We start from the raw sequence: 23,521 nt of genomic DNA, 5'->3' as shown, positions 1-23,521 counted from the left end.
GACCACGCAAGCGTGCGAACTGTAGGAACCCAACAGCACCCCGGACAAGCCACTGTCAGGGCCCGATTCCTCGATCGCCGCACGGTACCGATAGGTTTTCGACGTACTACACAGCCAAGGAAAGGGTGATCCGTTGAGCCGCTCGGTTCTCGTCACCGGAGGAAACCGGGGCATCGGCCTCGCCATCGCCCGCGCCTTCGCCGACAACGGCGACCAGGTCGCGATCACCTACCGTTCCGGCGAGCCGCCCCAGGTGCTCACCGAGGCCGGGGTCCTCGCGGTCCGCTGCGACATCACGGACGCCGAGCAGGTGGAGCAGGCCTACAAGGAGATCGAGGAGAAGCACGGTCCCGTGGAGGTGCTGGTCGCCAACGCCGGTATCACCAAGGACCAGTTGCTGATGCGGATGTCGGAGGACGACTTCACCTCCGTCCTCGACACCAACCTCACCGGCACCTTCCGGGTCGTCAAGCGCGCCAACCGCGGCATGCTGCGCGCCAAGAAGGGCCGTGTCGTCCTCATCTCCTCCGTCGTCGGCCTCCTCGGCTCGGCCGGTCAGGCCAACTACGCCGCCTCCAAGGCCGGGCTCGTCGGCTTCGCCCGGTCGCTGGCCCGTGAACTCGGCTCGCGGAACATCACCTTCAACGTCGTCGCCCCCGGTTTTGTCGACACCGACATGACCCAGGCGCTCACCGAGGAGCAGCGCAAGGGCATCGTGGCCCAGGTGCCGCTCGGCCGCTACGCGCGGCCCGAGGAGATCGCCGCCGCGGTGCGCTTCCTCGCCTCCGACGACGCGTCGTACATCACTGGAGCCGTCATTCCCGTTGACGGCGGATTGGGCATGGGTCACTGATCACCATGAGCGGAATTCTCGACGGCAAGCGCATCCTCATCACCGGGGTGCTGATGGAGTCGTCCATCGCGTTCCACGCCGCGAAGGTGGCCCAGGAGCAGGGTGCCGAGGTCATCCTCACGGCCTTCCCCCGCCCCACCCTGACCGAGCGCATCGCCCGGAAGCTGCCGAAGCCGGCCAAGGTCATCGAGCTGGACGTGACCAACCAGGAGCACCTGGACCGGCTGGCCGGCCTGGTCCGCGAGGAGCTCGGCTCCCTGGACGGCGTCGTCCACTCCATCGGCTTCGCGCCGCAGGACGCGCTCGGCGGCAACTTCCTCAACACGCCGTTCGAGTCCGTCGCCACCGCGATGCACGTCTCGGCGTTCTCGCTGAAGTCGCTGGCCATGGCGTGCAAGCCGCTGATGAGCGAGGGCGGCTCGATCGTCGGTCTCACCTTCGACGCCCAGTACGCCTGGCCGCAGTACGACTGGATGGGACCGGCCAAGGCCGCGCTGGAGGCCACCTCCCGCTACCTCGCCCGTGACCTGGGCAAGGACGGGCTGCGCTGCAACCTGATCTCCGCCGGGCCGCTCCGCTCCATGGCCGCCAAGTCCATCCCGGGCTTCGAGGAGCTGGCCGACGTCTGGAACACCCGCGCTCCGCTCGCCTGGGACATGAACGACCCGGAGCCGGCCGGCCGCAGCATCGTCGCCCTGCTCTCCGACTTCTTCCCGCGCACCACGGGCGAGATCATCCACGTCGACAGCGGCGTGCACATGATGGGCGCCTGACCGCGCACCACCCCTGCGAGACGGCCCCCGGCCGCGTACCCCCGGTTCCTCCGGTGCGGTACGCGGCCGGGGGTCGTTCACGGTCCGTGGCCGCCCGCCGCCGCTCCGGTCGAAAAGTCGGGCGATCCACCGCAGAATGAGGAGGAACCGGACTTCTGGTCAGGCTGCGGGAGGGAGATCGCCGTGCGTCCCACGCGCCGCCGAACCCGTCTCCTCCTTGCCGCCCCGGTCGCCGTCGCCGCCCTCGCCGTACCCCTGGGGGTCCATGCCGCGAGAGGGGCCGATTCCGGTACGGGGGAGGCGCCCCCGAAGCCCGAACCGGCCGGCTCCGAGTGCCGTACGTCCGTCGAGGGCTCCCGGGTCGTCGCGTACTGCCACAACCCCTACCCCTCCATCGACCTCGTCCGGCTGCACACCGAATGCGACCGCTGGTGGGACGTCGACGCGGACGGCGCGGCGGTCGCGGTGGAGCCCGGCCGGACCGTACGGCTGGAGGACCGCTGCTGGAAAGAGGTCGCCACCGCCTGGGTCAGCCACCGCCCCGCCCCCGTCTGAGCGCCGCTCCGGCCGTACGCGGCCCGGGGGAGCCGCTACGCCCGGTCCGTCAGGCAGTGCAGCGCGTGGCTCGCCGCCTCGGCCGCCGCCGTCTCCGCGTCCCCGGCCCGGATCGCCTCGACCAGCCGGCCGTGGTCCATATGGTTCTCCGGCCGCAGCTCGGGGCCCACATCGCCGCGCAGATAGTCGCGCAGCAGATCCCCGAGGTCGGCGTAGAGCTCGGTCAGGACGTCGTTGTGCGAGGCCGCGACCACCGCCAGGTGCAGCGTCGCGTCCGCCGCCACGAACGCCTCCGCGTCCCCCGAGGACCAGGCCTCCTCCCGGCGCGCCATCAGCGTGTCCAGCTGCCGCAGATCCCGCTCGGTACGCCGGGTCGCCGCCAGCCGGGCCGCCGACGACTCCAGCGTCGAACGCAGCTCCGCGACATGACGGGGATCGGCGGCCGCGAACCTGCGGTGCATCACCCCGGCCAGCTCGCTCGTGGCGATCACATAGGTGCCGGAGCCCTGCCGGATGTCCAGCAGCCCGTTGTGCGCGAGAGCCCGTACGGCCTCGCGGACGGTGTTACGGGCCACGCCCAGCTGCTCGACCAGTTCGGGCTCGGTCGGAATCCGCGAGCCGACCGGCCACTCGCCCGAGGTGATCTGGTTCCGCAACTGGGCGATCACCTGGTCGGAGAGTGCCGAACGCCGTGGAGACGTCAGCGCCATGGTGCTCCTTGCTCGTGAGCTGTCAGGTCCGGGCCGGATTCTCTCAGGAAGCCGGGGAGATCAGGGGAGATCGGCCGACGGAACGGATCCGGGAGGGATCCGGAACGGATTGGACAATCAATCATCCCATGATTCTATGATGGCTCCATGCCGGACGACGAAACGCAGACCCCGACCCTGAACCGCGGCACCGCCGCGCGCCCGCCCCACGACACCCGGGCCCCGCTGCTCCCCGGTACGGCCGAGGCCCCCGCGCCCTGGCTGCTGCGCCTCATCGCCGTGGGACTCGTCCTGGCCGCACTCAACCTCCGCCCCGCCATCACCAGCCTCGGCGCCCTCCTCGAAGAGGTCCGCGAGGGACTGCACATGAGCGGGAGCGTGGCCGGCGTCCTCACCTCCGTACCGCCGCTCTGCTTCGCGGTCTTCGGGGTCATGGCGCCGCGCCTGGCCCGCCGCTTCGGCGCGGGCGCCGTCGTCTGCGCGGGCATGGCCGCCATCGCGGCCGGCCTGCTGATCCGCCCGTACATCGGCTCCACCGCCGGCTTCCTGGCCGCCAGCGCGCTGGCCCTGATGGGCATCGCCGTCAGCAACATCCTGATGCCGGTGATCGTCAAGCGCTGGTTCCCCGACCGCGTCGGCACCATGACCGGCCTCTACTCCATGGCCCTGGCCCTCGGCACCGCCCTGGCCGCCGCCGTCACCGTCCCCGTCACCGGGGCGCTGGGCGGCGACTGGCGGACGGGGCTCGTCGTCTGGGCCGTGCTCGCCGCCGTCGCGGTGCTGCCCTGGATCGTCCTCGTACGCGACCGCACCCCGGCCCCCGGCCAGCCGGCCCCGGGCCCGGCGACCGCGCACGCCGCCGGGGCGCCGGCCCTCCGGATCACCCGCAGCCGCACCGCTTGGAGCCTCGCCTGCTTCTTCGGGCTCCAGGCCACGGCCGCGTACATCACCATGGGCTGGATGCCGCAGATCTTCCGCGACGCCGGGGTCTCCGCCGGCACCGCCGGACTCCTGCTCGCGGTCACCATGGCGATGGGCGTCCCGCTCGCCTTCGTCATCCCCCGGGTCGCCTCCCGGCTCAAGCAGCAGGGTCCCATCGTCGTCGTCCTCGGCCTCTGCGGCCTGATCGGCTACAGCGGCCTCTACCTCGCCCCCGCCGCCGGCGCCTGGGCCTGGGCCCTGCTCCTCGGCGTGGCCAACTGCGCCTTCCCGCTCGCCCTCACCATGATCGGCATGCGGACCCGGTCCGGCGCGGGCGTCGTCCGGCTCTCCGCCTTCGCCCAGTCCACCGGCTACCTGCTCTCGATCCCCGGCCCGCTGCTCGTCGGCGTGCTCTACCAACACAGCGGCGGCTGGGGGCTGCCGATCGCCCTGATGGCGGGCCTCATGATTCCCCAGATGGTGGCCGGGGTCCTCGCGGGCCGGGACCGGACGATCGAGGACGAATGCTGAGATGCGACACTGACGTCATGCCAGTGCTCGATCCGAATCCCCAGAACGGCCAGAAGAAGCTTCTCCTCGTGTTCGGGGCGATGCTCCTCATCACCGTCGTCATCGGTGTGATCGCCACGATCGCCTCGCCCTGACCCTCGAGGACCCGTCGGGCCCCGTAGGGGTGGGGCTAGCACCACCTTCCCCTAGGGGGCCAGGGTCAGGGTGAAGTGGGTGGGTCACCGGATGGGACCGGCCGCCCCCACTCCGTAGGTTCTTCGGTAACGACCGAAGACCCAACGGAGGCGGACATGTCGGCACCGGCGCACACCAGGTCCCACCGACCGGCCGCGGACGGCGTCGAGGTCCGGCTGCCCTGGTGGGCCGTCGCTCTGCCCGCCGTCGCGTTCGCCGCTCTGCTGCTGATGATCCTCAGCCCCGGACAGGCCCACGCCGCCACCGGCGACCCCGTACTCGGACAGCTGATCGAACGCGCCCTCCAGCTGTTGTCCCGCTGAGGCGAAGCCGTCCCGGACCAGCGCGCCAACTCCCCGGACGAGCACGTCAACACCCTGCGCCCGAGGCCGCATTTCATGCGAAGCTGAGGTGTATGAGCGTCGAGACACCTCGCAGGATCGTCCTTCTCCGGCATGCCAAGGCGGAATGGTCACAGGCTTCCGATCATGAGCGCCCGCTGGCCGAGCGCGGCCGCAAGGACGCGCCCGTGGCCGGCCGCAGGCTCGCCGATTCCGGCATCGATTTCGATCTGGCCCTCTGCTCCAGTGCCGCCAGGACGCGGGAGACCTGGAAGCTGGCGGTCCATGAATTCTCCCGGCGACCCCGGACCGTCTATGAGGAGAGGCTGTACGAGGCCTCCCTCGGCGAACTGATCGCCCTGTTCAACGAGACCCCGGACGAGGTGCGCAACCTCCTGGTCATCGGCCACAACCCCGGGATGCACGGGGCCGCCGACGCCCTCTCCGGCTCGGCCGAGGGCGACGCCCTGGCCCGGATGACCCGGGACGGCTTCCCCACGGCCGCCTACGCCGTGGTGGAGTTCCCCGGCTCCTGGAAGAGCGTGGAGCATGGGGCGGGCAAGCTCACCGAGTACTGGACGCCGAACGACTGAGCGGCCTCCCCTGCCGCCGACCGGATGAACGCGCAGGGCCCCGGCACATCCGCTGTGCCGGGGCCCTCCCGCGTACGTCCACGAAACCGGCCGGTCGGCCCGGGGGGTGATCAGTCGACGAGACCGTCCGCGGCCTCGACCTCTTCGCGGGTGATGCCGAGCAGATAGAGCACGGTGTCCAGGAACGGCACGTTCACCGCGGTGTGCGCCGCCTCGCGGACCATCGGCTTGGCGTTGAACGCGACGCCGAGCCCGGCGGTGTTCAGCATGTCGAGGTCGTTCGCCCCGTCCCCGATCGCCACCGTCTGGGCCAGCGGCACCCCCGCCTGCTCGGCGAAGCTCCGCAGCAGCCGTGCCTTGCCCGCCCGGTCCACCACCTCGCCGACGACCCGGCCGGTGAACCTGCCGTCCACCACCTCCAGGGTGTTGGCCGAGGCGAAATCGAGCCCGAGCTCCTCCTTCAGGCCGTCCGTGACCTGGGTGAAGCCGCCGGAGACGACGCCGACCTGGTAGCCGAGCCGCTTCAGCGTACGGATCAGGGTGCGGGCGCCGGGGGTGAGCCGTACCTCGGCGCGGACCTTCTCCACCACCGAGGCGTCAAGCCCGGCCAGCAGTGAGACCCGGGCGTGCAGCGACTGTTCGAAGTCCAGCTCGCCGCGCATCGCCTGCTCGGTCACCTCGGCGACCTCGGCCTCGCAGCCCGCGTGCGCCGCGAAGAGCTCGATCACCTCGTCCTGGATCAGTGTGGAGTCGACGTCCATGACCACCAGCCGCTGGGCCCGCCGGCTCAGCCCGGCCGAGACCACCGCGACGTCCACGCCGATCTCCGCGGCCTCGGTGGCCAGCGCGGTCCGCAGCTCGGCGGTCCCGGTCCCCGACACCGCGAACTCGACGGCGGTGACCGGATACTTCGCCAGTCGGAAGACGCGGTCGATGTTCCCGCCGGTCGAGGTGATGGTGGCCGCTATGGCGGCGGTCGACTCCGCGGTGAGCGGGTGCCCCAGCACCGTCACATGGGAACGGCCGTCACCGCGGGGGCGGTTGTCGCCGATGCCGGAGATGATCTCGGCCTGCAGCTTCAGGGAGTCGGCCCAGCTGTGCACGGTCGCCCGCAGATCGCCCTCGGTCGTTCCTCCCGCGGTGGGCGCGGTGACCAGGGCGCACAGCACGATGCGCCCCCGGGTGACGACCTGCTCGATGTCCACGACGTCGACCGCGTACGCGGCGAGGGTGTCGAAGAGCCCGGCGGTGATGCCCGGACGGTCCTTGCCGAAGATCTTGACGAGAAGCGTGGGTGCGTCGCCGCCCGGAGGGGGCCCGTCACTGGATGCGTCGCCCGACCCGTCGACCCGACGGGGCTCAGGCGGCTCAGAAGGCTCAGAGGGCTCAGGAGACGAGGGGGGCTGAGGTGGCTGAGATGCGCTCATGGTGCTCCCACCGTATCGGTCCCGCCGCCTCCTCCGGCCGCCCGTCCCGAGTGCCGGACGGTATCGGCCCGGCACCGGCCCCGGTGCCGCCCAGGCGATGCCCGCGGCGATGCCCGCGGCGCCGGGCGGCGGGCCCGGGCCCGGGTGGGCGATGAGCCGCGGATCTGGCCGGTACGGGTCTTGCGCCCGGCCGCGCCGGGTGTCCTGTATCTGACGTTATGAAGTCGCTGAACATTCTCTGGCCGGTAATCAGCTCTTCATCCGGACTTCTTCCGTTCCGCTCCCGTTTCACCCCCCGGTTTCGGGGTGTTCGCGCAGGTCTCCGCGCGCTCTTCACCCGCCCGACTTTCCGATCGGGGACTGCTCCTGGAATAGTTCCCCACGATGTTCAGCATCCCTAGACTCCCTGCGACGGGGGTAACACGGGGGACAACTAGTGGGGCGCGGAGTGCCGGAACTCGTACTGGAATTGAATGGCAGCACCTGGACGCTCGATCCGTCCAGGTCGTACACCCTTGGACGTGATCCACAGGGCGACCTGATGATCGACGACGCCAGAGTGTCGTGGCGGCATGCCACGATCAGCTGGAACGGCCGGAGTTGGTCCATCGAGGACCACGGCAGCACCAACGGCACCTATGTGCAGGGCCGACGGATCCAGCAGGTGGAGATCGGCCCCGGCTCGGTACTGCACCTGGGCAACGCCACCGACGGGCCCCGGGTGAGCCTCGGCCCCGCCGCCCAGCAGGCTCCGGTGCAGCAGCCCCATCAGCAGCCCCAGGGCGGCGGCGCGGGCTGGCACGGACAGCAGGCGCCCGCGCACCAGGCCCCGGCGCAGCACCAGGCGCCTGCCCAGCAGCAGGCCTGGCAGCAGCCGCAGGCCCCGTACCAGCAGGCGCCCCAGCAGCAGGCCCCGCACCAGGTGCCCCAGCAGCAGGCCCCGCATCAGCAGGTGCCGCACCAGCAGGGCCCCGGGCATCCGGCCGGCCCGGGACAGGGCGGTGCCGCGGGGGCGCCGCCGGTCTACGGCGACCGCAGCCCGACGACGTTCCACCAGCTGGACCTCGGCCGGGTCATGCGCATCGGTCGTGCGCTGGAGAACGAACTGGTCGTCTCCGACCTCCAGGTCTCCCGCAACCACGCCGAGTTCCACGCGACGCCCGACGGCCGCTTCGAGATCCGCGACCTCGGCTCGCACAACGGCACGTACGTCAACGGTCTGCCGCTCCACAAGTCCGGCTCGGCCCTCATCGGCCCGAACGACATCGTCGGCGTCGGTCACTCGACGTTCCGGCTGGTCGGCGACCGGCTGGAAGAGTTCGTCGACACCGGTGAGGTCTCCTTCTCCGCCCGCCACCTCACGGTGACGGTCGACGGCGGGAAGCAGATCCTCAAGGACGTCTCCTTCGGCGTCCCGGAGAAGTCGCTGATCGCGGTCATCGGCCCGTCCGGTTCCGGAAAGTCCACCCTGCTCAAGGCGCTCACCGGCTACCGGCCCGCCAACCAGGGTGACGTCCTCTACGACAACCGAAACCTGTACAAGCAGTTCGCCGAGCTGCGCCAGCGCATCGGTCTGGTCCCGCAGGACGACATCCTGCACAAGGAACTGACCGTCACCAAGGCCCTCAAGTACGCGGCCAAGCTCCGCTTCCCCGCGGACACCACCGAGGCCGAGCGCCAGTCCCGGATCACCGAGGTCCTCGCCGAGCTCAAGCTCGACATCCACAAGGACAAGAAGATCACCTCGCTCTCCGGCGGCCAGCGCAAGCGCGTCTCGGTCGCCCTGGAGCTGCTCACCAAGCCCTCGCTGATCTTCCTGGACGAGCCGACCTCCGGCCTTGACCCGGGCATGGACCGCGATGTCATGCAGCTGCTGCGCGGCCTCGCCGACGACGGCCGCACGGTGCTCGTGGTCACGCACTCGGTCGCCGAGCTGGCGATCTGCGACAAGCTCCTCGTGATGGCGCCCGGCGGTGCCGTCGCCTACTTCGGTCCGCCGGAGGAAGCGCTGAACTTCTTCGGCTACACCAGCTGGGCCGACGTCTTCTCCGCCTTCGAGAACTACCGCGACTACGACTGGGCGGGCCGCTGGCGCGGTTCGCAGCACTACCAGATGTACGCGGCCGACATCGACGCGGTCGCGGCCCAGCCGGTCAACATGCCGCCCCCGCAGCAGATGCGCCCGCCGAAGCCGCAGACCTGGGGCTCGCAGCTGTGGACCCTGGTGCGCAGGTACGTCTCCGTCATCGCATCCGACAAGGCGTTCCTCGGCCTGATGGTGGCGCTGCCCGCGGTGATCGGTGTGCTGAGCGCGGTCATTCCGGCGGAATTCGGGCTGGCCGCGCCCACCCCGCCGACCCAGTTCAACGGGAAAGCCGGAATGATCCTGCTGATCCTCGCGGTCGGCATCTGCTTGGCCGCCTCGGCCAGCTCCGTACGGGAACTGATCAAGGAACGCGTCATCTACGAACGGGAACGGGCCACCGGCCTCTCCCGCTCGGCCTACCTGGCGTCCAAGGTGATCGTGCTCGGCGTGATCACCGCGCTCCAGAGCATCATCCTCTGCGCCATCTGCTTCGCCGCCCGTGACCTGCCGGACGAGGGCCTGTTCATGCCCCCGGCCGTCGAGATCTGCCTCTCCATCGTGGCGCTCGGATTCACCTCGATGATGTTCGGCCTGATGATCTCCGCGCTGGTCAAGACCTCCGAGATGACCATGCCGCTGCTGGTGATGTTCGCGATCGTCCAGCTGGTGTTCACCGGAGTCCTCTTCCAGGTGTACGGGACGGCCGGCCTGGAGCAGCTCACCTGGCTGATGCCGTCGCGCTGGGGGGTGGCCGCGGCCGGCTCCACGCTGGACCTGGCCAACCTGATGCCGCCGTGGGACCCGAAGAACCCGACCGACCTGGACCCGCTCTGGGAGGCCTCGGCGACCCAGTGGGGGATCAACATCCTCGTGCTGCTGGTGATCGGCCTCATCTGCGCCGTCGCGGTCTCGCGCCTGCTGCGCCGCCACGAGCCCGAGGTCATGCGCAAGTAGGGCAGGCTTGTACGGAACGACGCCGGAGGCCGGCACCCCCGCGGGGGTGCCGGCCTCCGGCGTGTGTCCTGTGTACGGCTGTGCTCGGCTGTGCGGCCGGGCTCAGTACGCGCTGTTCACGTTGTCCATGGAGCCGTAGCGGTCGGCCGCGTAGTTGCAGGCGGCGACGATGTTGGCGACCGGGTCGTACAGGTCCTTCTTGGTGCCCGCCACGTGGTAGCGGTCGAAGGTCGGCTGGATCACCTGGAGCAGGCCCTTGGACGGGATGCCGTTCCGGGCGTTGATGTCCCAGTTGTTGATGGCCCAGCGGTTACCGCTGGACTCCCGGATGATGTTGCGGTGGATCCCGTCGTACGAGCCCGGGATGCCTTCCTTCTTCATGATCGACATGGCCTCGCGGATCCAGCCGTCCAGGTTGTTGGCGTAGACGGGCTTGCGCGCGGTGGAGCGGTTGGCCTTCTCGGTCGCGCGCTTCTTCGCGTCCGCCTTGGCCTTGGCGGCCTTCTCGGCCTTGTCCTTGGCGTCGGCGGCGGCCTTGGCCTTCGCCTCGGACGCGGCCTTGGCCTTCGCGGCGGCGGCCTTGGTCTCGGCAGCGGCCTTCGCCTTCGCGGCGTCGGCGGCCTTCACCAGCTTCTCGGCGGTGGAGTGCTGCTCGATCATGCTGTTCTGCACGGTCTTGGCCTGGGCGGAGCCGGCGGCGGCGGTGAAGGCCACGGGCGCGGCGGCGGCCGCCGCCTGCGGGGCGATCTCGGCCTCGGCGTTCGACGGGACGAGCGAGAAGGTCAGGGCGGCGACGCCAAGGGCCGACACACCGGCCACAGTGATCTTCTGGACCTTGTTCAGACGACGGACACGACTGGGGATGCGAGTCGCAGACATGTAGGGCTACCTCTTCGAATGCTCAGGGTGTCCTCACGGAGGACGAGACCGGAGGCGGTGTTGTGTACCTCCGTCGGGGACGAGAGCAATTCTTAGCGGCAGCAAAATGCCGTGGCAAAGGTGTGACGTACGAAGCCGGGTAGTGGAAGAGGGTCCCGTTAGTCCGAAATGACCTCTACCCAGGCCTGTTCAAATCGCCCTTATGGGTCCACTAGGGACGTTCGTAAGTGACGTGGGCCCTATGCCTGGGCTCACATCGGCGACGTAACAGTCTCACCACTAGTTGCTGAAGCAATCCGGAGCGTTACGTTCCTCATCCGGCAGGATGAGGTGGACGTCCCCGAACTCGTGCCAGAGGTACCGCTCCCGCAGCGCCGCCTCGTACCCGCGGCGCAGCGCCTCGCGCCCCGCCACCGCCTCCAGCATCAGCAGATGCGAGGCCTCCGGTTCGTGCAGCCCGGTCAGCAGCCCGTCCACCACCCGCACGCCCCGCCGGGGCGTCACCACCAGATCCGTCCACCCCGCCGCCGGCCGCACCACCCCGTCCGCCCCCGCCGCCGACTCCAGCGCCCGCACGGCCGTCGTCCCCACCGCGATCACCCGCCCGCCCGCCGCGGGGTCCTCGCCCCGCGCCGCCCGTACGGCGTTCACCAGCCACGCCGTCGCCGCCGGCACCGCGAACCGCTCCGGGTACGGCGGCTCGTGCGCCTCCGCCGAGGCCACCCCCGTATGCAGGGACAGCGGAGCGAACAGCACCCCCGGCGCACGAGCTCCGCCACCAGCGCGGCGGTGAAGGGCCGCGCGGCACTCGGCATCTCCGCCGAACCGCTCCCGTCCGGTGAGGGCGCCGCGAACACCGTCCGGTACGCCGACAGCGGCTGATCCCGATCCGTGTACCCGTACCGGATCGGCCGCCCGTACCGCCGCAACAGCTCCGGCACCGGCTCCGGCACCCGCGCCCACCACAGCCGGGCCCCCGCCGCGGGCCCCAGCGGCTCCTCCAGCACCAGGGCGTTCCCGCCCGGCAGCCGCACCACCGCCCCCACCGGACCACCCGGCCGCGGCCCGGTGACTCCCGCCCCGACTGGCCCGGTGACTCCCGCCCGGTCCGGCCCGGTGACTCCCGCCCGGCCGGGAGCCCGCAGCTCCACCGCCCACCGCCCGTCCGCACCCCGCGTCGAGAAGTGCACGACGACCCGCTCACCGCCCATCCGCCCGTTCACCGCGGCGGGCAACGTCATGGACGTGTTCACCACCAGCACGTCCCCGCGCCGCAGCTGCCCGGGCAGCTCCCGGAACGCATGGTGCGAGACGGCACGCCCCCGCGACACCAGCAGCCGTACGTCGTCCCGCCCCGCACCCCGCTGCTCGGCCGGCACCCGGGCCGACAGGACATCGGGCACCCGCAACGCCTCCAGGGGCCTTGGGCCACCGGGGCCGGACCTGGCCTCGGTGCTGGCCCCGGTCCCGGTCCCGGCCTCGGTCCCGGCCTCGGGGTCGGTTCCGGCCCCGGAACCGACCCATCGACGCGCGGCCCCGTCGGCCGGGCGCTCGTCGTCCCGGTGCTCGTCGGTCCGGCCCGGACCGCCCGGGCCCGGAGCGGACAGGGCGGCCCCGCCGGGCCCCCGCCCCCGCGCGGTCACCGCGGACCCCCGTCCGGCCCCGCCGCCCCCTCCAGCAGGGCCGGGGCGGCGAACCGTCCACTCGCCGGCCGCTCCCGCACCAGCCGCAGGAACGCGGGCGCCACGCTCTCCGGCGACGGCCGGGGCTCGTCCGCATCCTCCGGGACCGCCGCGGCGTACAGGTCCGTCGCCATGTCACCCGGGTCGACGGCCCACACCCGCAGCCCCGGCTCCTCCTCGCCCAGCACCGCCGCCAGCTGGTCCAGCGCCGCCTTCGACGCCCCGTAACCGCCCCACGTCGGGTACGGCTCCGCCGATGCGTCCGAGCTGATCACCACCACCGCCCCCGCCCCCGAGGCCCGCAACGACGGCAACGCCTCCTGTACGAGACCGAGCGCCGCCACCACATTCGTCTCCAGCGCCCGCCGCAGCCCCTCCAGCGGCAACGCGTCCAGCCGGACCAGCGGCTCCGCGCCCAGCACGCTCGCGTTGCTCACCAACAGGTCGAGACCGCCCAGCGCCCCGGCGGCAGCCACCAGCTCCGCCCGATGCGCCGCGTCCGTGACGTCCCCCGGCACCGCCACCACCCGCGTCCCGTACCGCCCGCGCAGCTCCCGCGCGGTGTCCTCCAGCACTCCGGCGGTCCGGGCGTCCAGCACCAGGTCCCACCCCTGCCCGGCCAGCGCCCCCGCCAGCGCGCGCCCCAGCCCCTTCGAACCACCCGTGATCATCGCGACCGGCATGACGACCGTCCCCTTCGTACCCTCGGCTTCGTACCCTCGGCGTTCCACCGGGAGGCCCCGGTGGACCCAACGTAGGAAGCCCGGACCGCACCGCGCCTCGCCCGGGAGCCGCACCCGTACCCGGCACTTCGACGTAGGTCCCGAGCAGTCCTACGACCTCCGGCCGAGAGACCCGCCGACCGGATCTAGGCCCCCACCCGCCCAACACCGCCCCCGGCCCGATACGGCCGTGCCGTCCCCGCCAGTACGGTGATCCCATGAGTCATCGCCCACCGTCGGGCCTCGCCGCAGTGAGTGCCGCGCTGCTCGCCATGAGCCGGCACCTCGAAGTGGGCGACGTCCTGAAGACGATCGTCGCCTCCGCCCGCGAGCTGCTCGACGCCCAGTACGCGGCCCTCGGCGTCCCGGACGACCACGGCGGCTTCGCCCAGTTCGTGGTCGACGGGGTCAGCGACGAACAGTGGAAGGCCATCGGCCCGCTGCCCCGCCAGCACGGCATCCTCGCCGCGATGCTGCACGAGGCGAAGCCCGAACGGCTCGCCGACGTCCGCGAGGACCCCCGCTTCGGGGGCTGGCCGGACGCCCACCCCGACATGTCCGACTTCCTCGGCCTGCCCATCACGGACGGCGACGAGATCATCGGGGCCCTGTTCCTCGCCAACAAGATGTGCCCCAAGCCCGAGGGCGGCTGCGGCTTCACCGCCGAGGACGAGGAACTGCTCCAGATCCTCGCCCAGCACGCCGCCATCGCGCTCACCAACGCCCGCCTCTACGAACGCAGCCGCGAGCTGACCATCGCCGAGGAACGCTCCCGCCTGGCCCACGAGCTGCACGACGCGGTCAGCCAGAAGCTGTTCTCGCTCCGCCTCACCGCCCAGGCCGCCACCGCCCTCGTCGACCGCGATCCCGCCCGTGCCAAGGGCGAACTCCAGCAGGTCGCCGCGCTCGCCGCCGAAGCGGTCGACGAACTGCGGGCCGCCGTCGTGGAGCTGCGCCCGGCCGCCCTCGACGAGGACGGGCTGATCGCCACCCTCCGTACCCAGATCCAGGTCCTGGACCGGGCGCACACCGCCGAGGTCGCCTTCGAGAGCTGCGGAGTGCGCGCGCTGCCCGCCGCCCAGGAGGAGGCGCTGCTCCGGGTCGCCCAGGAGGCCCTGCACAACGCCCTGCGCCACTCCGGGGCGGAGCGTGTGAGCGTCACCCTGGCCCGGCGCGGCGCCGCCACCGTCCTGCGCGTCACCGACGACGGGGGCGGCTTCGACCCCACCGCCGTCCGGCGGGCGGGCCGCCACCTCGGCCTCGTCTCCATGCGCCACCGGGCGAACAGCGTCGGCGGCCGACTCACCGTTGACTCGGAGCCCGGCAAGGGCGCCACGATCGAGATGGAGGTCCCCGGTGGCTGACAAGATCATCAGGGTGCTGCTGGTCGACGACCATCAGGTGGTCCGCCGCGGACTGCGTACGTTCCTGGAGATCCAGGAGGACATAGAGGTCGTCGGCGAGGCGTCCGACGGCGCGGAGGGCGTGGCCCGGACCGAGGAGCTCCGCCCCGACGTCGTGCTGATGGACATCAAGATGCCCGGCACCGACGGCATCGAGGCCCTGCGCCGCCTGCGCGAGCTCGACAATCCCGCGAAGGTCCTCATCGTCACCAGCTTCACCGAACAGCGCACGGTGGTCCCCGCCCTGCGCGCCGGAGCCTCCGGTTACGTCTACAAGGACGTCGACCCGGACGCCCTGGCCGGCGCGATCCGCTCGGTGCACGCCGGACACGTCCTGCTCCAGCCGGAGGTCGCGGGCGCGCTGCTGGCCCAGGAGGACGCGGGCACCGGCACGGGCCGGGGGAGCACGCTCACCGAGCGGGAACGAGAAGTGCTCGGCCTCATCGCCGACGGCCGTTCCAACCGGGAGATCGCCCGCGCTCTCGTCCTTTCGGAGAAGACGGTCAAGACCCATGTCTCGAACATCCTGATGAAGCTCGACCTGTCCGACCGGACCCAGGCCGCGCTCTGGGCGGTACGTCACGGAGCGGCGGGCTGACGGCGGGGCCCGCTGCACCGCGGCGGGTTCCCGTCCGGACCGAGATTCATACTGTCGGGTGTATGTCACCCGTACGGCGCATCCTTCCGGACCGCACGGCGTTCTCCAGGGCGTGCTGCGGCGGCTCGCCGCAGCCTCTCTAGGAGGATCCTGAAGTGAAGAACCTGAAGAAGGCCGCCGCCGTCACCATGATCGCGGGCGGCCTCATCGCCGCCGGTGCCGGAGCCGCCTCCGCCACCGGCCACAGCGGCGCCGGCGCCGAGGGCCTGGCCACCCACTCCCCGGGCGTCGCCAGCGGCAACCTCGTACAGGTTCCCGTCGCCGTCCCGGTGAACGTGGTCGGCAACACGGTCAACGTGGTGGGCCTGCTCAACCCGGCCTTCGGCAACCTCGGCCTCAACCACTGACCCCAGCCCCACCCGAAAGCCGGACGGCGCCTCCCATCCCCAAGGCCCCGCCCGGCTTTCGCGCACCCTCGCTCCAGCCCGCCGGGGGATCCCCTCCCCGACTCGCCCGGGGATCCCCTTCCCATCCGTCCGGCGCAACTTCCAGCCCGTCCGGCGTTTGAGGACGGAACCCAGGCCACGGGGACCCCGAGCCCAACGGACCCGTCCCCGGGGAGCCCCTGCTCCAGCCCGCCCGGCGCCCCACCCAGCCCGTCCGGCGCTTGAGGACGGACCCCTCGACCACGGGGACCCCGAGCCCACCAGGCCCCCTGCCCAGGGGCCCCAGCCCGTCCGGCGCTTGAGGACAAAAGGCCCGCGGGCCTACCGCCGAACCTCCCCGCCCTCCACATACGCGTTGTACGCCGCCACCAACGCCCGCCGAGCCACCCGCTCCACCGGCCGCAACGCCTCCCCCCGCGCCGCGATCTCCGACGCGCTCACCGCACCGCCGTGCCCGTTCTCGTACGCCACCGAGACCAGCAGCCCCACCCGCTGCGCCATCTCCAGCACCCGCACCGCCCGCGGCGGATACCCGGGCGCCAGCACCTCGCGCCCCCGACTCCGCTCCGCCCGCGCCCGGTACGCGTCCACCGCCGCCTCCGCCACCGGCCCGGAACCGGCCACGTCCAGCCGCGACAGCACCGCCGTCGCATCCCGCAACGCCTCCGCCAGCTCCCGCTCCGCCTCGCCCAGCGACGGCACATCCGCGGGCGGCGCCTCCCGTACCGGCAGCACCCGCCACACCACCTCGATGTGCAGATCCCCCTCCGGCCCCGCCTCGCTCACCTCGGGCACCAGTCCGTACGGCACCCCGTACGCGACCACCGCCTCCTCCGCCTCCAGTGCCCGCGCGTTGAAATCGGGCGGCCCGCTCAGCCCCAGCGGATGCCCCGGCACCGGCAGCGCCACCCGGAAACCGGTCGCCCCCAACCCCCTCAGCCGGCCGAGCGCCAGCGTGAGCCCGACCGGCCCCGCCTCACCCGGCAGCCCCTCGACGCGGTGCACCGCGTCCTGTCCGACAATCGCGAGGGCCGCCTCGTCCGGCGAGACGAGTCCCGCCAGAAGAGCGTTTCCCCAAGCGGCCAACAACCCTGAACGTGGTTCGACAAGCATGCCGACAGCCTAGGCAACGGCCGGGGAACGGCCCTCACGCCTGAAGCACTCGCCCGGTGGCGTAGGTTTTCCCTTGGGAGCCGTGCCCACCGGCACGCGACGATCGACGAGACTGCTTGGGGAGACAACGCGCCATGAGCGATGTACTGGAGCTGGTGGACGTATCCGTGGTCCGCGACGGACGCGCTCTGGTGGACGATGTCTCCTGGTCGGTCAAGGAGGGGGAGCGCTGGGTCATCCTGGGCCCCAACGGCGCCGGCAAGACGACCCTCCTCAACCTCGCGTCCAGCTACCTCTTCCCCAGCAAGGGAACGGCCACGGTCCTCGGTGAGCAACTCGGCGGCGTCGGCACCGACGTCTTCGAACTCCGCCCCCGCATCGGCATGGCGGGCGTCGCGATGGCCGACAAGCTGCCCAAGCGCCAGACGGTGCTGCAGACGGTCCTCACCGCCGCGTACGGCATGACCGCCACCTGGCACGAGAACTACGAAGCCGTCGACGAGGAGCGCGCCCGCGCCTTCCTCGACCGCCTCGGCATGACCGAGTACCTGGACCGCAAGTTCGGCACGCTCTCCGAAGGAGAGCGCAAGCGCACGCTCATCGCCCGCGCCATGATGACCGACCCCGAACTGCTGCTCCTGGACGAGCCCGCCGCCGGACTCGACCTCGGCGGGCGCGAGGACCTCGTCCGCCGCCTCGGCCGCCTCGCCCGCGACCCGTTCGCCCCCTCCATGATCATGGTGACCCACCATGTCGAGGAGATCGCGCCCGGGTTCACCCACGTCCTGATGATCCGCCAGGGCAAGATCCTCGCGGCCGGCCCCATGGAGACCGAGCTCAGCTCCCGTAACCTCTCCCTCTGCTTCGGCCTGCCGCTCATCGTCGAGCACACCGGCGACCGCTACACCGCACACGGCCTGCCGCTGTCCTGACGTCCCGGCCTGACGTCCCGGCCTGACGTCCCGGCCGGACGTCCCGGCCGGATGTCCGGCTGCCACCGGGACCGACAGAGCGCCGCAACGTAACCTCGCCCCCGATCCGCAAGCCGTTCCCCGCAGTTGGCCACCCGTGCGCCCTGTCGGTGACGCACCGACAGTCCTACGATGACCATGTGGACATCGACGCATGGGTGTGGTGGCTGATCGGCGCGGTGGGACTGGGCATCCCCCTCGTCCTGACCGCGATGCCCGAATTCGGGATGTTCGCCGTCGGGGCGGTGGCCGCGTCGGCCGTCGCCGCCCTCGGCGGCGGAATCGTCGCCCAGGTGCTGGTCTTCGTCGCCGTCTCGGTCGCACTGATCGCCGTCGTGCGCCCGATCGCCGCCAGACACCGGGCCGGACAGACCGGGCACGCCAGCGGCATCGATGCCCTGAAAGGCCGTCAAGCGGTCGTTCTGGAACGGGTATCGACCTCCGGCGGCCGCATCAAGCTCGCCGGCGAAATCTGGTCCGCCCGCTCGCTCGACGCCGGCCAGGTCTTCGAACCCGGCAGCCAGGTCGATGTCGTGGACATCGACGGAGCGACGGCCGTCGTCATGTGACCGAAGCGTGCACGAGGCGGGCCGCGGTCTGCCAGACTCGAAGTCGATCATGCCGATCATGCCGATCACTGATCACCGCGATCCACCGGCCAACCGAAGGACACGAGAGACACGATGCAACCGATCATCATCGTTCTGATCATCCTGGTGGTGCTCGTCTTCATCGCCCTGATCAAGACGATTCAGGTCATCCCGCAGGCCAGCGCCGCCATCGTGGAGCGGTTCGGCCGCTACACCCGCACCCTGAACGCGGGCCTGAACATCGTCGTCCCGTTCATCGACTCGATCCGCAACCGGATCGACCTCCGTGAACAGGTGGTGCCCTTCCCGCCGCAGCCGGTGATCACCCAGGACAACCTGGTCGTCAATATCGACACCGTCATCTACTACCAGGTGACCGACGCCCGCGCCGCGACCTACGAAGTCGCCAGCTACATCCAGGCGATCGAGCAGCTCACCGTCACCACCCTCCGCAACATCATCGGCGGCATGGACCTGGAGCGGACCCTCACCTCCCGCGAGGAGATCAACGCGGCCCTGCGCGGCGTCCTCGACGAGGCGACCGGCAAGTGGGGCATCCGCGTCAATCGCGTCGAGCTCAAGGCGATCGAGCCGCCGACCTCCATCCAGGACTCGATGGAGAAGCAGATGCGCGCCGACCGCGACAAGCGCGCCGCGATCCTCACCGCCGAGGGCATCCGGCAGTCCCAGATCCTCACCGCCGAGGGCGAGAAGCAGTCCGCGATCCTGCGCGCCGAGGGTGAGGCCAAGGCCGCCGCCCTGCGCGCCGAAGGCGAAGCCCAGGCCGTCCGCACGGTCTTCGAGGCCATCCACGCCGGAGACCCGGACCAGAAGCTCCTCTCGTACCAGTACCTCCAGATGCTCCCGAAGATCGCCGAGGGCGACGCCAACAAGCTCTGGATCGTGCCCAGCGAGATCGGCGACGCCCTCAAGGGCCTCAGCGGAGCCTTCGGCAACCTCGGCGGCGGCATGCCCGGCTTCAACACCGGTGGCAACGGCGGCAATGGAAACAACGGAGGCAATGGCAACGGCGGAAACGGCCACGGCTCCATCCCCGCGCCCGCGGTGGAACGACGCGAGGAACCCCCCGTCTCCTGACCCCGGAACCCTTCGTGCATGATCAGTGAGGCCCCTCGACCTTCATGGCGGGGAGGCATCACTGACCACCGAAGGAGATGGCCTTGTCCATCTGGGAAATACTCGCCGTCTTCGCGGCCGGAGTCGGAGCCGGCACGATCAACACGATCGTCGGCTCGGGCACCCTGATCACCTTCCCCGTCCTGCTCGCCACCGGCCTCCCCCCGGTCACGGCGACCGTGTCCAACGCGCTGGGCCTCATCCCCGGCTCCATCAGCGGAGCCATCGGCTACCGCAAGGAGCTGGCAGGCCAGCGCCGCCGCATCCTCAAACTGAGCATCGGAGCCGCCATCGGCGGCCTCACGGGAGCCACCCTCCTGCTCGCCCTGCCCTCCACGGCCTTCGAGACGATCGTCCCGGTCCTGGTCGCCCTGGCGCTCGTCCTGGTGATCCTGCAACCACGCATCAGCAAAGCCGTCCAGCGCCGCCGTGAACACACCGGCACCCCGCCCCGCGCCGACGGCGGCCCGCTCCTCTTCACCGGCCTGATGCTCGCCAGCGTCTACGGCGGCTACTTCACCGCCGCCCAGGGGATCATCTACCTCTCCCTGATGGGCATGCTGCTCGACGACACGATGCAGCGCCTCAACGCCGTCAAGAACGTCCTGGCCGCCGTGGTCAACTCCATCGCCGCCCTGTTCTTCCTCTTCGTCGCCCACTTCGACTGGACGGCCGTCGTCCTCATCGCGATCGGCTCGGCCATCGGCGGCCAGATAGGCGCCAAGGTCGGCCGCCGCCTGAGCCCCACCGTCCTGCGCGCCCTGATCGTGGCCGTCGGCACGGTGGCCATCGTCCAGCTGCTGCTCCGCTGACACACGTGGGCCCGCCCCCTCACAGGGACGGGCCCACGCATACACCACCAGGCGTATGTCAATTACGCCCCGCGCTCGACGCCACTGCTCTACGCCAACGCGCTACTCCACCGCTCTACGCGGCCGCCGCCCGGTCCAGCCACTCGGGAAGCGCCGAGCGGTCGCCGGCCCCCATCGCCAGCAGCATCGCCTCGGCGGGGGAGGGGACGAACGGCTGCTTCAGCAGCGGCATCCCCGCCTGCTCCGGCGTCCTGGCCGCCTTGCGGTGGTTGTCCTCGGCGCAGGAGGCCACCGTGTTCAGCCAGGTGTCCTGCCCACCCTGGGCACGCGGCACCACGTGGTCGACGGTGGACGCCCGCCGCCCGCAGTACGCGCACCGGTGCTGGTCCCGTATCAGCACACCCCTTCTGGACCACGGCGCCTGTCTTCGGAACGGCACCCGTACGTACCGGCAGAGCCTGATCACCCGGGGCGCCGGAATGTCCACGGCGGCACCACGCATACGGAGCTCGGGATGCGACTGCTCGACGACGGCCTTGTCCGTCAGGATCAGGACCACCGCACGGTTGAGCGTCACTGTCGACAGCGGCTCGAAGCTCGCGTTGAGAACCAGCGTGTCACGCATCCTGCCCACCTCCCGTGTGCCGCCCGCCCCCTGGCAGGCCCGGATCAACTCTGGCTGGGCGGGCCGCGATGGACAACGCAATAAAAAATGCCCTGCTCTGGTCTCTCCAAGACCGGAGCAGGGCAAACAGCAAACGAATTAATCGCCGGCGGGAGCCGTGTACTCACCGATCAGCTGCGCACGCCCCAGCGTGTGGAACCGGAGATTGAATCCGGCCACCGCGGGAGACACGTCGCTGTCGATCCCGAGCTTCTCGGTGTCCACCGCGTACACGGTGAACACATACCGGTGGTTCTCCCCGGCCGGCGGCGCCGCACCGCCGAAGTCCTTGGAGCCGTAGTCGTTACGGGCCTGAACGGCCCTTTCGGGCAGCCCCTCGAACTCCCCGCTGCCCGCGCCCGCCGGCAGCTCGGTCACCGACACCGGGAGGTCGAAGAGCACCCAGTGCCAGAACCCGCTGCCCGTCGGGGCGTCCGGGTCGAAACACGTCACGGCGAAGCTCTTGGTCCCCTCGGGAAAACCCTCCCACCGCAGCTGCGGCGAAGTGTTCCCGCCCGCAAGCACCTGGGCGTCGCCCAGCACGGCCCCCGGCGCGAGGTCGTCGCTCACCACGGTGAACGCCGGAACCTCCGGATGGAAGTCGTGCGGCAGCGGGGCCCTCTTCGGCTCGGTCACGTCTCGCACCTCTCCTGATCGGTTCGTCTGCCTTCTTCCCCGACCTTAGGGGGCGTACCGCCCTTCTAGAGCCAGTTGCGCTGGCCGCCGACCTGGGCGAGCCACTGGTTGAGGTACGCCGCCCAGTCGGTCTGCTGGTAGTCGTGCAGCCCCACCTTGAACGCCCGGTAGGAGTCGCTGCCCTCGCTGAACAGACCCGGCTTCTTGTCCATCTCCAGGACGACGTCCATCTCGCGGTCGTCGGCGACGAACGTCAGCTCCACCTGGTTCAGCCCGCGGTACTGCGTCGGCGGGATGAACTCGATCTCCTGGTAGAACGGCAGCCGCTGACGCGTACCGCGGATGTGACCGCGCTCCATGTCCGCGCTGCGGAAGCCGAAGCCCAGCTGACTGAAGGCGTTCAGGATGGCCTCCTGCGCCGGCAGCGGGTGCACGTTGATCGGGTCCAGGTCACCGGAGTCCAGCGCGCGGGCGATCTCCAGCTCGGTGGTCACCCCGATGTTCATCCCGCGCAGCTGCTGGCCGCCGAACATCGTGATCGGCGTCTCCCACGGAATCTCCAGGCCGAACGGCACCACGTGCACCGCGCCGGCCTGAACCTCGAACGCGCCCCCGAGGTTCAGCTTGGTGAACTCGATGTCCTGCTTGGTCTCCTGGTCCCCGCTCTCGACCTCGACCCGCGCCTGGAGCCCGACATTGAGCCCCTCGATCTGCTGGGCGACCGAACCACCCTGGATCCGCACCTCACCCTGGACGACCCCACCGGGGACGACGTTCACCTCGGTGAGCTCGGTCTCCACCGAGGCACCGCCGGCACCCATGCTCGCGAGCAGCCGCTTGAAGCCCATAGTCACTCCTTCTTGGTCCTGACCCCTACATACGCGCCATGACGGTAGCCGGTTCCCGTCATGGCGATCCCAGTACCCTCGGACGCCATGACCAAGGGCCCCGACCGCACCCCATTGACGCGAGACTTCTTCGACCGCTCCGTACTGGACGTCGCCCCCGACCTCCTGGGCCGCACGCTCGTCCGACGTGCCGAGGAGGGCACGATCGAGCTGCGCCTGACCGAGGTGGAGGCGTACGCGGGAGAGATCGACCCCGGCTCGCACGCCTTCCGGGGCCGTACCGCCCGCAACGGCGTGATGTTCGGTCCACCCGGTCACACGTACGTCTACTTCACGTACGGGATGTGGCACTGCCTCAACCTGGTCTGCGGCCCGGACGGCCATGCGAGCGGAGTCCTGCTCCGGGCCGGCGAGATCGAGGTGGGCGCCGGCCTGGCCCGCCACCGACGCGTCTCGGCCCGCAACGACAAGGAACTGGCCAAAGGCCCGGCCCGCCTCGCCACCGCCCTCGACGTCGACCGCGACCTGAACGGCAGCGACCTCTTCGCCGGCCCCGCCCCGGCCCTGTCCGTACTGCACGGCACCCCACCGCCCCGTGACCTCGTACGCAGCGGCCCCCGCACCGGGGTGGGCGGCGACGGGGCCCACCAGCCGTGGCGCTTCTGGATCGAGGGAGACCCCACGGTGAGCCCGTACCGTGCCCACGCACCGCGCCGCCGGCCGAGCCGCAAGGCAACTTGACGCACCCTCGGCGGACGCCTAATGTAGTCCGAGCCGCTTGACACGGGTACAGCTGTCGGCACGGTCCATCGGACCGCACCGAGCCACTCGAAGCGGCCAAACCACTACCTACGACTCACCCTGGCGGGTGCGAATTCGGCATGCCCGTAATTCGCCCCATCGGCTCGATTATGAGCTGCCAAGAGAATCGGCTAACGTAGTGAACACGCCGAAAGGCAAGGCCACTCCACAGGCCACCGGAAATCGAATTCGGACCGGAAACGGAGCGAAAAAGAGTCTGGTAAAGTTGGAACCGCCGGAAAGGGAAAACGCGAAAGCGAAGAACCTGGAAAGCACCCCGCTTCGACCGGGAATCGGACAC

Annotated in this window: 24 protein-coding genes and 1 pseudogene; 16 read left to right on the top strand and 9 right to left on the bottom strand. The window is 70.8% G+C overall.

Translation table 11 applies throughout. From position 1 onward, the window contains the following. Positions 1-133: 133 nt before the first annotated feature. From fabG to ACIQPT_RS36790, 3 genes are all read left to right on the top strand, one after another. Positions 134-853, top strand: a complete 720-nt coding sequence (gene fabG, locus ACIQPT_RS36800) for a 3-oxoacyl-[acyl-carrier-protein] reductase (protein ID WP_401162614.1) — start codon at positions 134-136, stop codon at positions 851-853. A gap of 5 nt (positions 854-858) precedes the next feature. Further along, positions 859-1,626, top strand: coding sequence for an enoyl-ACP reductase FabI (fabI, locus tag ACIQPT_RS36795; protein WP_003969986.1), 768 nt, complete (start codon positions 859-861; stop codon positions 1,624-1,626). Positions 1,627-1,809: 183 nt separating this feature from the next. After that, entirely contained in the window at positions 1,810-2,181 is a 372-nt protein-coding gene (locus tag ACIQPT_RS36790) for a hypothetical protein (RefSeq protein WP_401162612.1), read from the top strand. A 35-nt stretch (positions 2,182-2,216) separates the two neighbouring features. On the opposite strand, the gene ACIQPT_RS36785 is transcribed toward ACIQPT_RS36790, so the two are convergent. Next, the gene (locus ACIQPT_RS36785; RefSeq protein ID WP_401162610.1) at positions 2,217-2,891 is read right to left on the bottom strand and encodes a FadR/GntR family transcriptional regulator; all 675 of its coding nucleotides are present in this window, start codon (positions 2,889-2,891) and stop codon (positions 2,217-2,219) included. A gap of 147 nt (positions 2,892-3,038) precedes the next feature. Between ACIQPT_RS36785 and ACIQPT_RS36780 the strand changes: the two genes are divergently transcribed. The 4 genes from ACIQPT_RS36780 to ACIQPT_RS36765 all read left to right on the top strand — a co-directional run bounded on the left by ACIQPT_RS36780 (position 3,039) and on the right by ACIQPT_RS36765 (position 5,451). Further along, positions 3,039-4,343, top strand: coding sequence for a CynX/NimT family MFS transporter (locus ACIQPT_RS36780; protein WP_401162608.1), 1,305 nt, complete (start codon positions 3,039-3,041; stop codon positions 4,341-4,343). A gap of 17 nt (positions 4,344-4,360) precedes the next feature. Then, positions 4,361-4,477 carry an SGM_5486 family transporter-associated protein gene (locus tag ACIQPT_RS36775; RefSeq protein ID WP_007446146.1) on the top strand — a complete coding sequence of 39 codons (117 nt, stop codon included), beginning with the start codon at positions 4,361-4,363 and terminating at the stop codon, positions 4,475-4,477. A gap of 156 nt (positions 4,478-4,633) precedes the next feature. Further along, positions 4,634-4,840, top strand: coding sequence for a hypothetical protein (locus ACIQPT_RS36770; protein WP_401162606.1), 207 nt, complete (start codon positions 4,634-4,636; stop codon positions 4,838-4,840). A 92-nt stretch (positions 4,841-4,932) separates the two neighbouring features. Then, positions 4,933-5,451: a SixA phosphatase family protein gene (locus tag ACIQPT_RS36765; RefSeq protein WP_401162604.1), complete on the top strand. Its 519-nt coding sequence runs from the start codon at positions 4,933-4,935 to the stop codon at positions 5,449-5,451. A 110-nt stretch (positions 5,452-5,561) separates the two neighbouring features. On the opposite strand, the gene serB is transcribed toward ACIQPT_RS36765, so the two are convergent. After that, positions 5,562-6,878 carry a phosphoserine phosphatase SerB gene (gene serB / locus ACIQPT_RS36760; protein WP_401162603.1) on the bottom strand — a complete coding sequence of 439 codons (1,317 nt, stop codon included), beginning with the start codon at positions 6,876-6,878 and terminating at the stop codon, positions 5,562-5,564. 436 nt (positions 6,879-7,314) lie between these two features. On the opposite strand from serB, the gene ACIQPT_RS36755 reads away from it, so the two are divergent. Then, a complete protein-coding gene (locus ACIQPT_RS36755; RefSeq protein ID WP_401162601.1) occupies positions 7,315-9,918 on the top strand; it encodes an FHA domain-containing protein in 2,604 nt (867 codons plus the stop codon). Between the two features lie 102 nt (positions 9,919-10,020). Here ACIQPT_RS36755 and ACIQPT_RS36750 read toward each other — a convergent pair whose 3' ends face one another. The 3 genes and pseudogenes from ACIQPT_RS36750 to ACIQPT_RS36740 form a co-directional block, all read right to left on the bottom strand. After that, entirely contained in the window at positions 10,021-10,797 is a 777-nt protein-coding gene (locus tag ACIQPT_RS36750; RefSeq protein ID WP_401162599.1) for a transglycosylase SLT domain-containing protein, read from the bottom strand. Positions 10,798-11,076: 279 nt separating this feature from the next. Then, a pseudogene (locus ACIQPT_RS36745) lies at positions 11,077-12,215 on the bottom strand (S-adenosylmethionine:tRNA ribosyltransferase-isomerase). Positions 12,216-12,436: 221 nt separating this feature from the next. After that, complete coding sequence (locus ACIQPT_RS36740) at positions 12,437-13,162, bottom strand: SDR family NAD(P)-dependent oxidoreductase (RefSeq protein WP_401162597.1); 726 nt, start codon at positions 13,160-13,162, stop codon at positions 12,437-12,439. A gap of 257 nt (positions 13,163-13,419) precedes the next feature. Here ACIQPT_RS36740 and ACIQPT_RS36735 point away from each other — a divergent pair, with 257 nt between their 5' ends. The 3 genes from ACIQPT_RS36735 to ACIQPT_RS36725 all read left to right on the top strand — a co-directional run bounded on the left by ACIQPT_RS36735 (position 13,420) and on the right by ACIQPT_RS36725 (position 15,609). Next, entirely contained in the window at positions 13,420-14,565 is a 1,146-nt protein-coding gene (locus ACIQPT_RS36735; RefSeq protein ID WP_401162595.1) for a GAF domain-containing sensor histidine kinase, read from the top strand. Next, on the top strand, positions 14,558-15,202 hold the full coding sequence (locus tag ACIQPT_RS36730; protein ID WP_030590332.1) for a response regulator transcription factor: 645 nt from the start codon (positions 14,558-14,560) through the stop codon (positions 15,200-15,202). The genes ACIQPT_RS36735 and ACIQPT_RS36730 overlap by 8 nt, the downstream gene beginning before the upstream one ends. Positions 15,203-15,357: 155 nt before the next feature. Continuing rightward, positions 15,358-15,609, top strand: a complete 252-nt coding sequence (locus ACIQPT_RS36725; RefSeq protein WP_030627315.1) for a chaplin — start codon at positions 15,358-15,360, stop codon at positions 15,607-15,609. Between the two features lie 360 nt (positions 15,610-15,969). Here the strand turns inward: ACIQPT_RS36725 and ACIQPT_RS36720 are convergent, their stop codons facing one another. Continuing rightward, positions 15,970-16,761, bottom strand: a complete 792-nt coding sequence (locus tag ACIQPT_RS36720; protein ID WP_401162592.1) for a hypothetical protein — start codon at positions 16,759-16,761, stop codon at positions 15,970-15,972. A 134-nt stretch (positions 16,762-16,895) separates the two neighbouring features. Here ACIQPT_RS36720 and ACIQPT_RS36715 point away from each other — a divergent pair, with 134 nt between their 5' ends. The 4 genes from ACIQPT_RS36715 (at position 16,896) to ACIQPT_RS36700 (ending at position 20,271) form a co-directional block, all read left to right on the top strand. Beyond that, positions 16,896-17,693: an ABC transporter ATP-binding protein gene (locus ACIQPT_RS36715; RefSeq protein WP_401162590.1), complete on the top strand. Its 798-nt coding sequence runs from the start codon at positions 16,896-16,898 to the stop codon at positions 17,691-17,693. Positions 17,694-17,872: 179 nt separating this feature from the next. Continuing rightward, the gene (locus ACIQPT_RS36710; protein WP_401162589.1) at positions 17,873-18,301 is read left to right on the top strand and encodes an NfeD family protein; all 429 of its coding nucleotides are present in this window, start codon (positions 17,873-17,875) and stop codon (positions 18,299-18,301) included. A gap of 114 nt (positions 18,302-18,415) precedes the next feature. Next, entirely contained in the window at positions 18,416-19,420 is a 1,005-nt protein-coding gene (locus ACIQPT_RS36705; protein WP_401162587.1) for an SPFH domain-containing protein, read from the top strand. A gap of 77 nt (positions 19,421-19,497) precedes the next feature. Continuing rightward, complete coding sequence (locus ACIQPT_RS36700; RefSeq protein ID WP_401162585.1) at positions 19,498-20,271, top strand: sulfite exporter TauE/SafE family protein; 774 nt, start codon at positions 19,498-19,500, stop codon at positions 20,269-20,271. 115 nt (positions 20,272-20,386) lie between these two features. Here the strand turns inward: ACIQPT_RS36700 and ACIQPT_RS36695 are convergent, their stop codons facing one another. From ACIQPT_RS36695 to ACIQPT_RS36685, 3 genes are all read right to left on the bottom strand, one after another. After that, a complete protein-coding gene (locus tag ACIQPT_RS36695; protein WP_069756287.1) occupies positions 20,387-20,896 on the bottom strand; it encodes an HNH endonuclease in 510 nt (169 codons plus the stop codon). Between the two features lie 138 nt (positions 20,897-21,034). Continuing rightward, entirely contained in the window at positions 21,035-21,571 is a 537-nt protein-coding gene (locus ACIQPT_RS36690; protein WP_401162584.1) for a YbhB/YbcL family Raf kinase inhibitor-like protein, read from the bottom strand. Between the two features lie 65 nt (positions 21,572-21,636). Further along, positions 21,637-22,419 carry a sporulation protein gene (locus ACIQPT_RS36685; RefSeq protein ID WP_401162582.1) on the bottom strand — a complete coding sequence of 261 codons (783 nt, stop codon included), beginning with the start codon at positions 22,417-22,419 and terminating at the stop codon, positions 21,637-21,639. Between the two features lie 87 nt (positions 22,420-22,506). Here ACIQPT_RS36685 and ACIQPT_RS36680 point away from each other — a divergent pair, with 87 nt between their 5' ends. Continuing rightward, positions 22,507-23,160, top strand: a complete 654-nt coding sequence (locus ACIQPT_RS36680) for a DNA-3-methyladenine glycosylase (RefSeq protein ID WP_401162580.1) — start codon at positions 22,507-22,509, stop codon at positions 23,158-23,160. Positions 23,161-23,521: the final 361 nt, after the last annotated feature.

The organism is Streptomyces sp. NPDC091289 (genome assembly GCF_044757365.1).
GTDB lineage: Bacteria > Actinomycetota > Actinomycetes > Streptomycetales > Streptomycetaceae > Streptomyces.
This window is presented reverse-complemented; position numbering and strand designations above follow the sequence as displayed.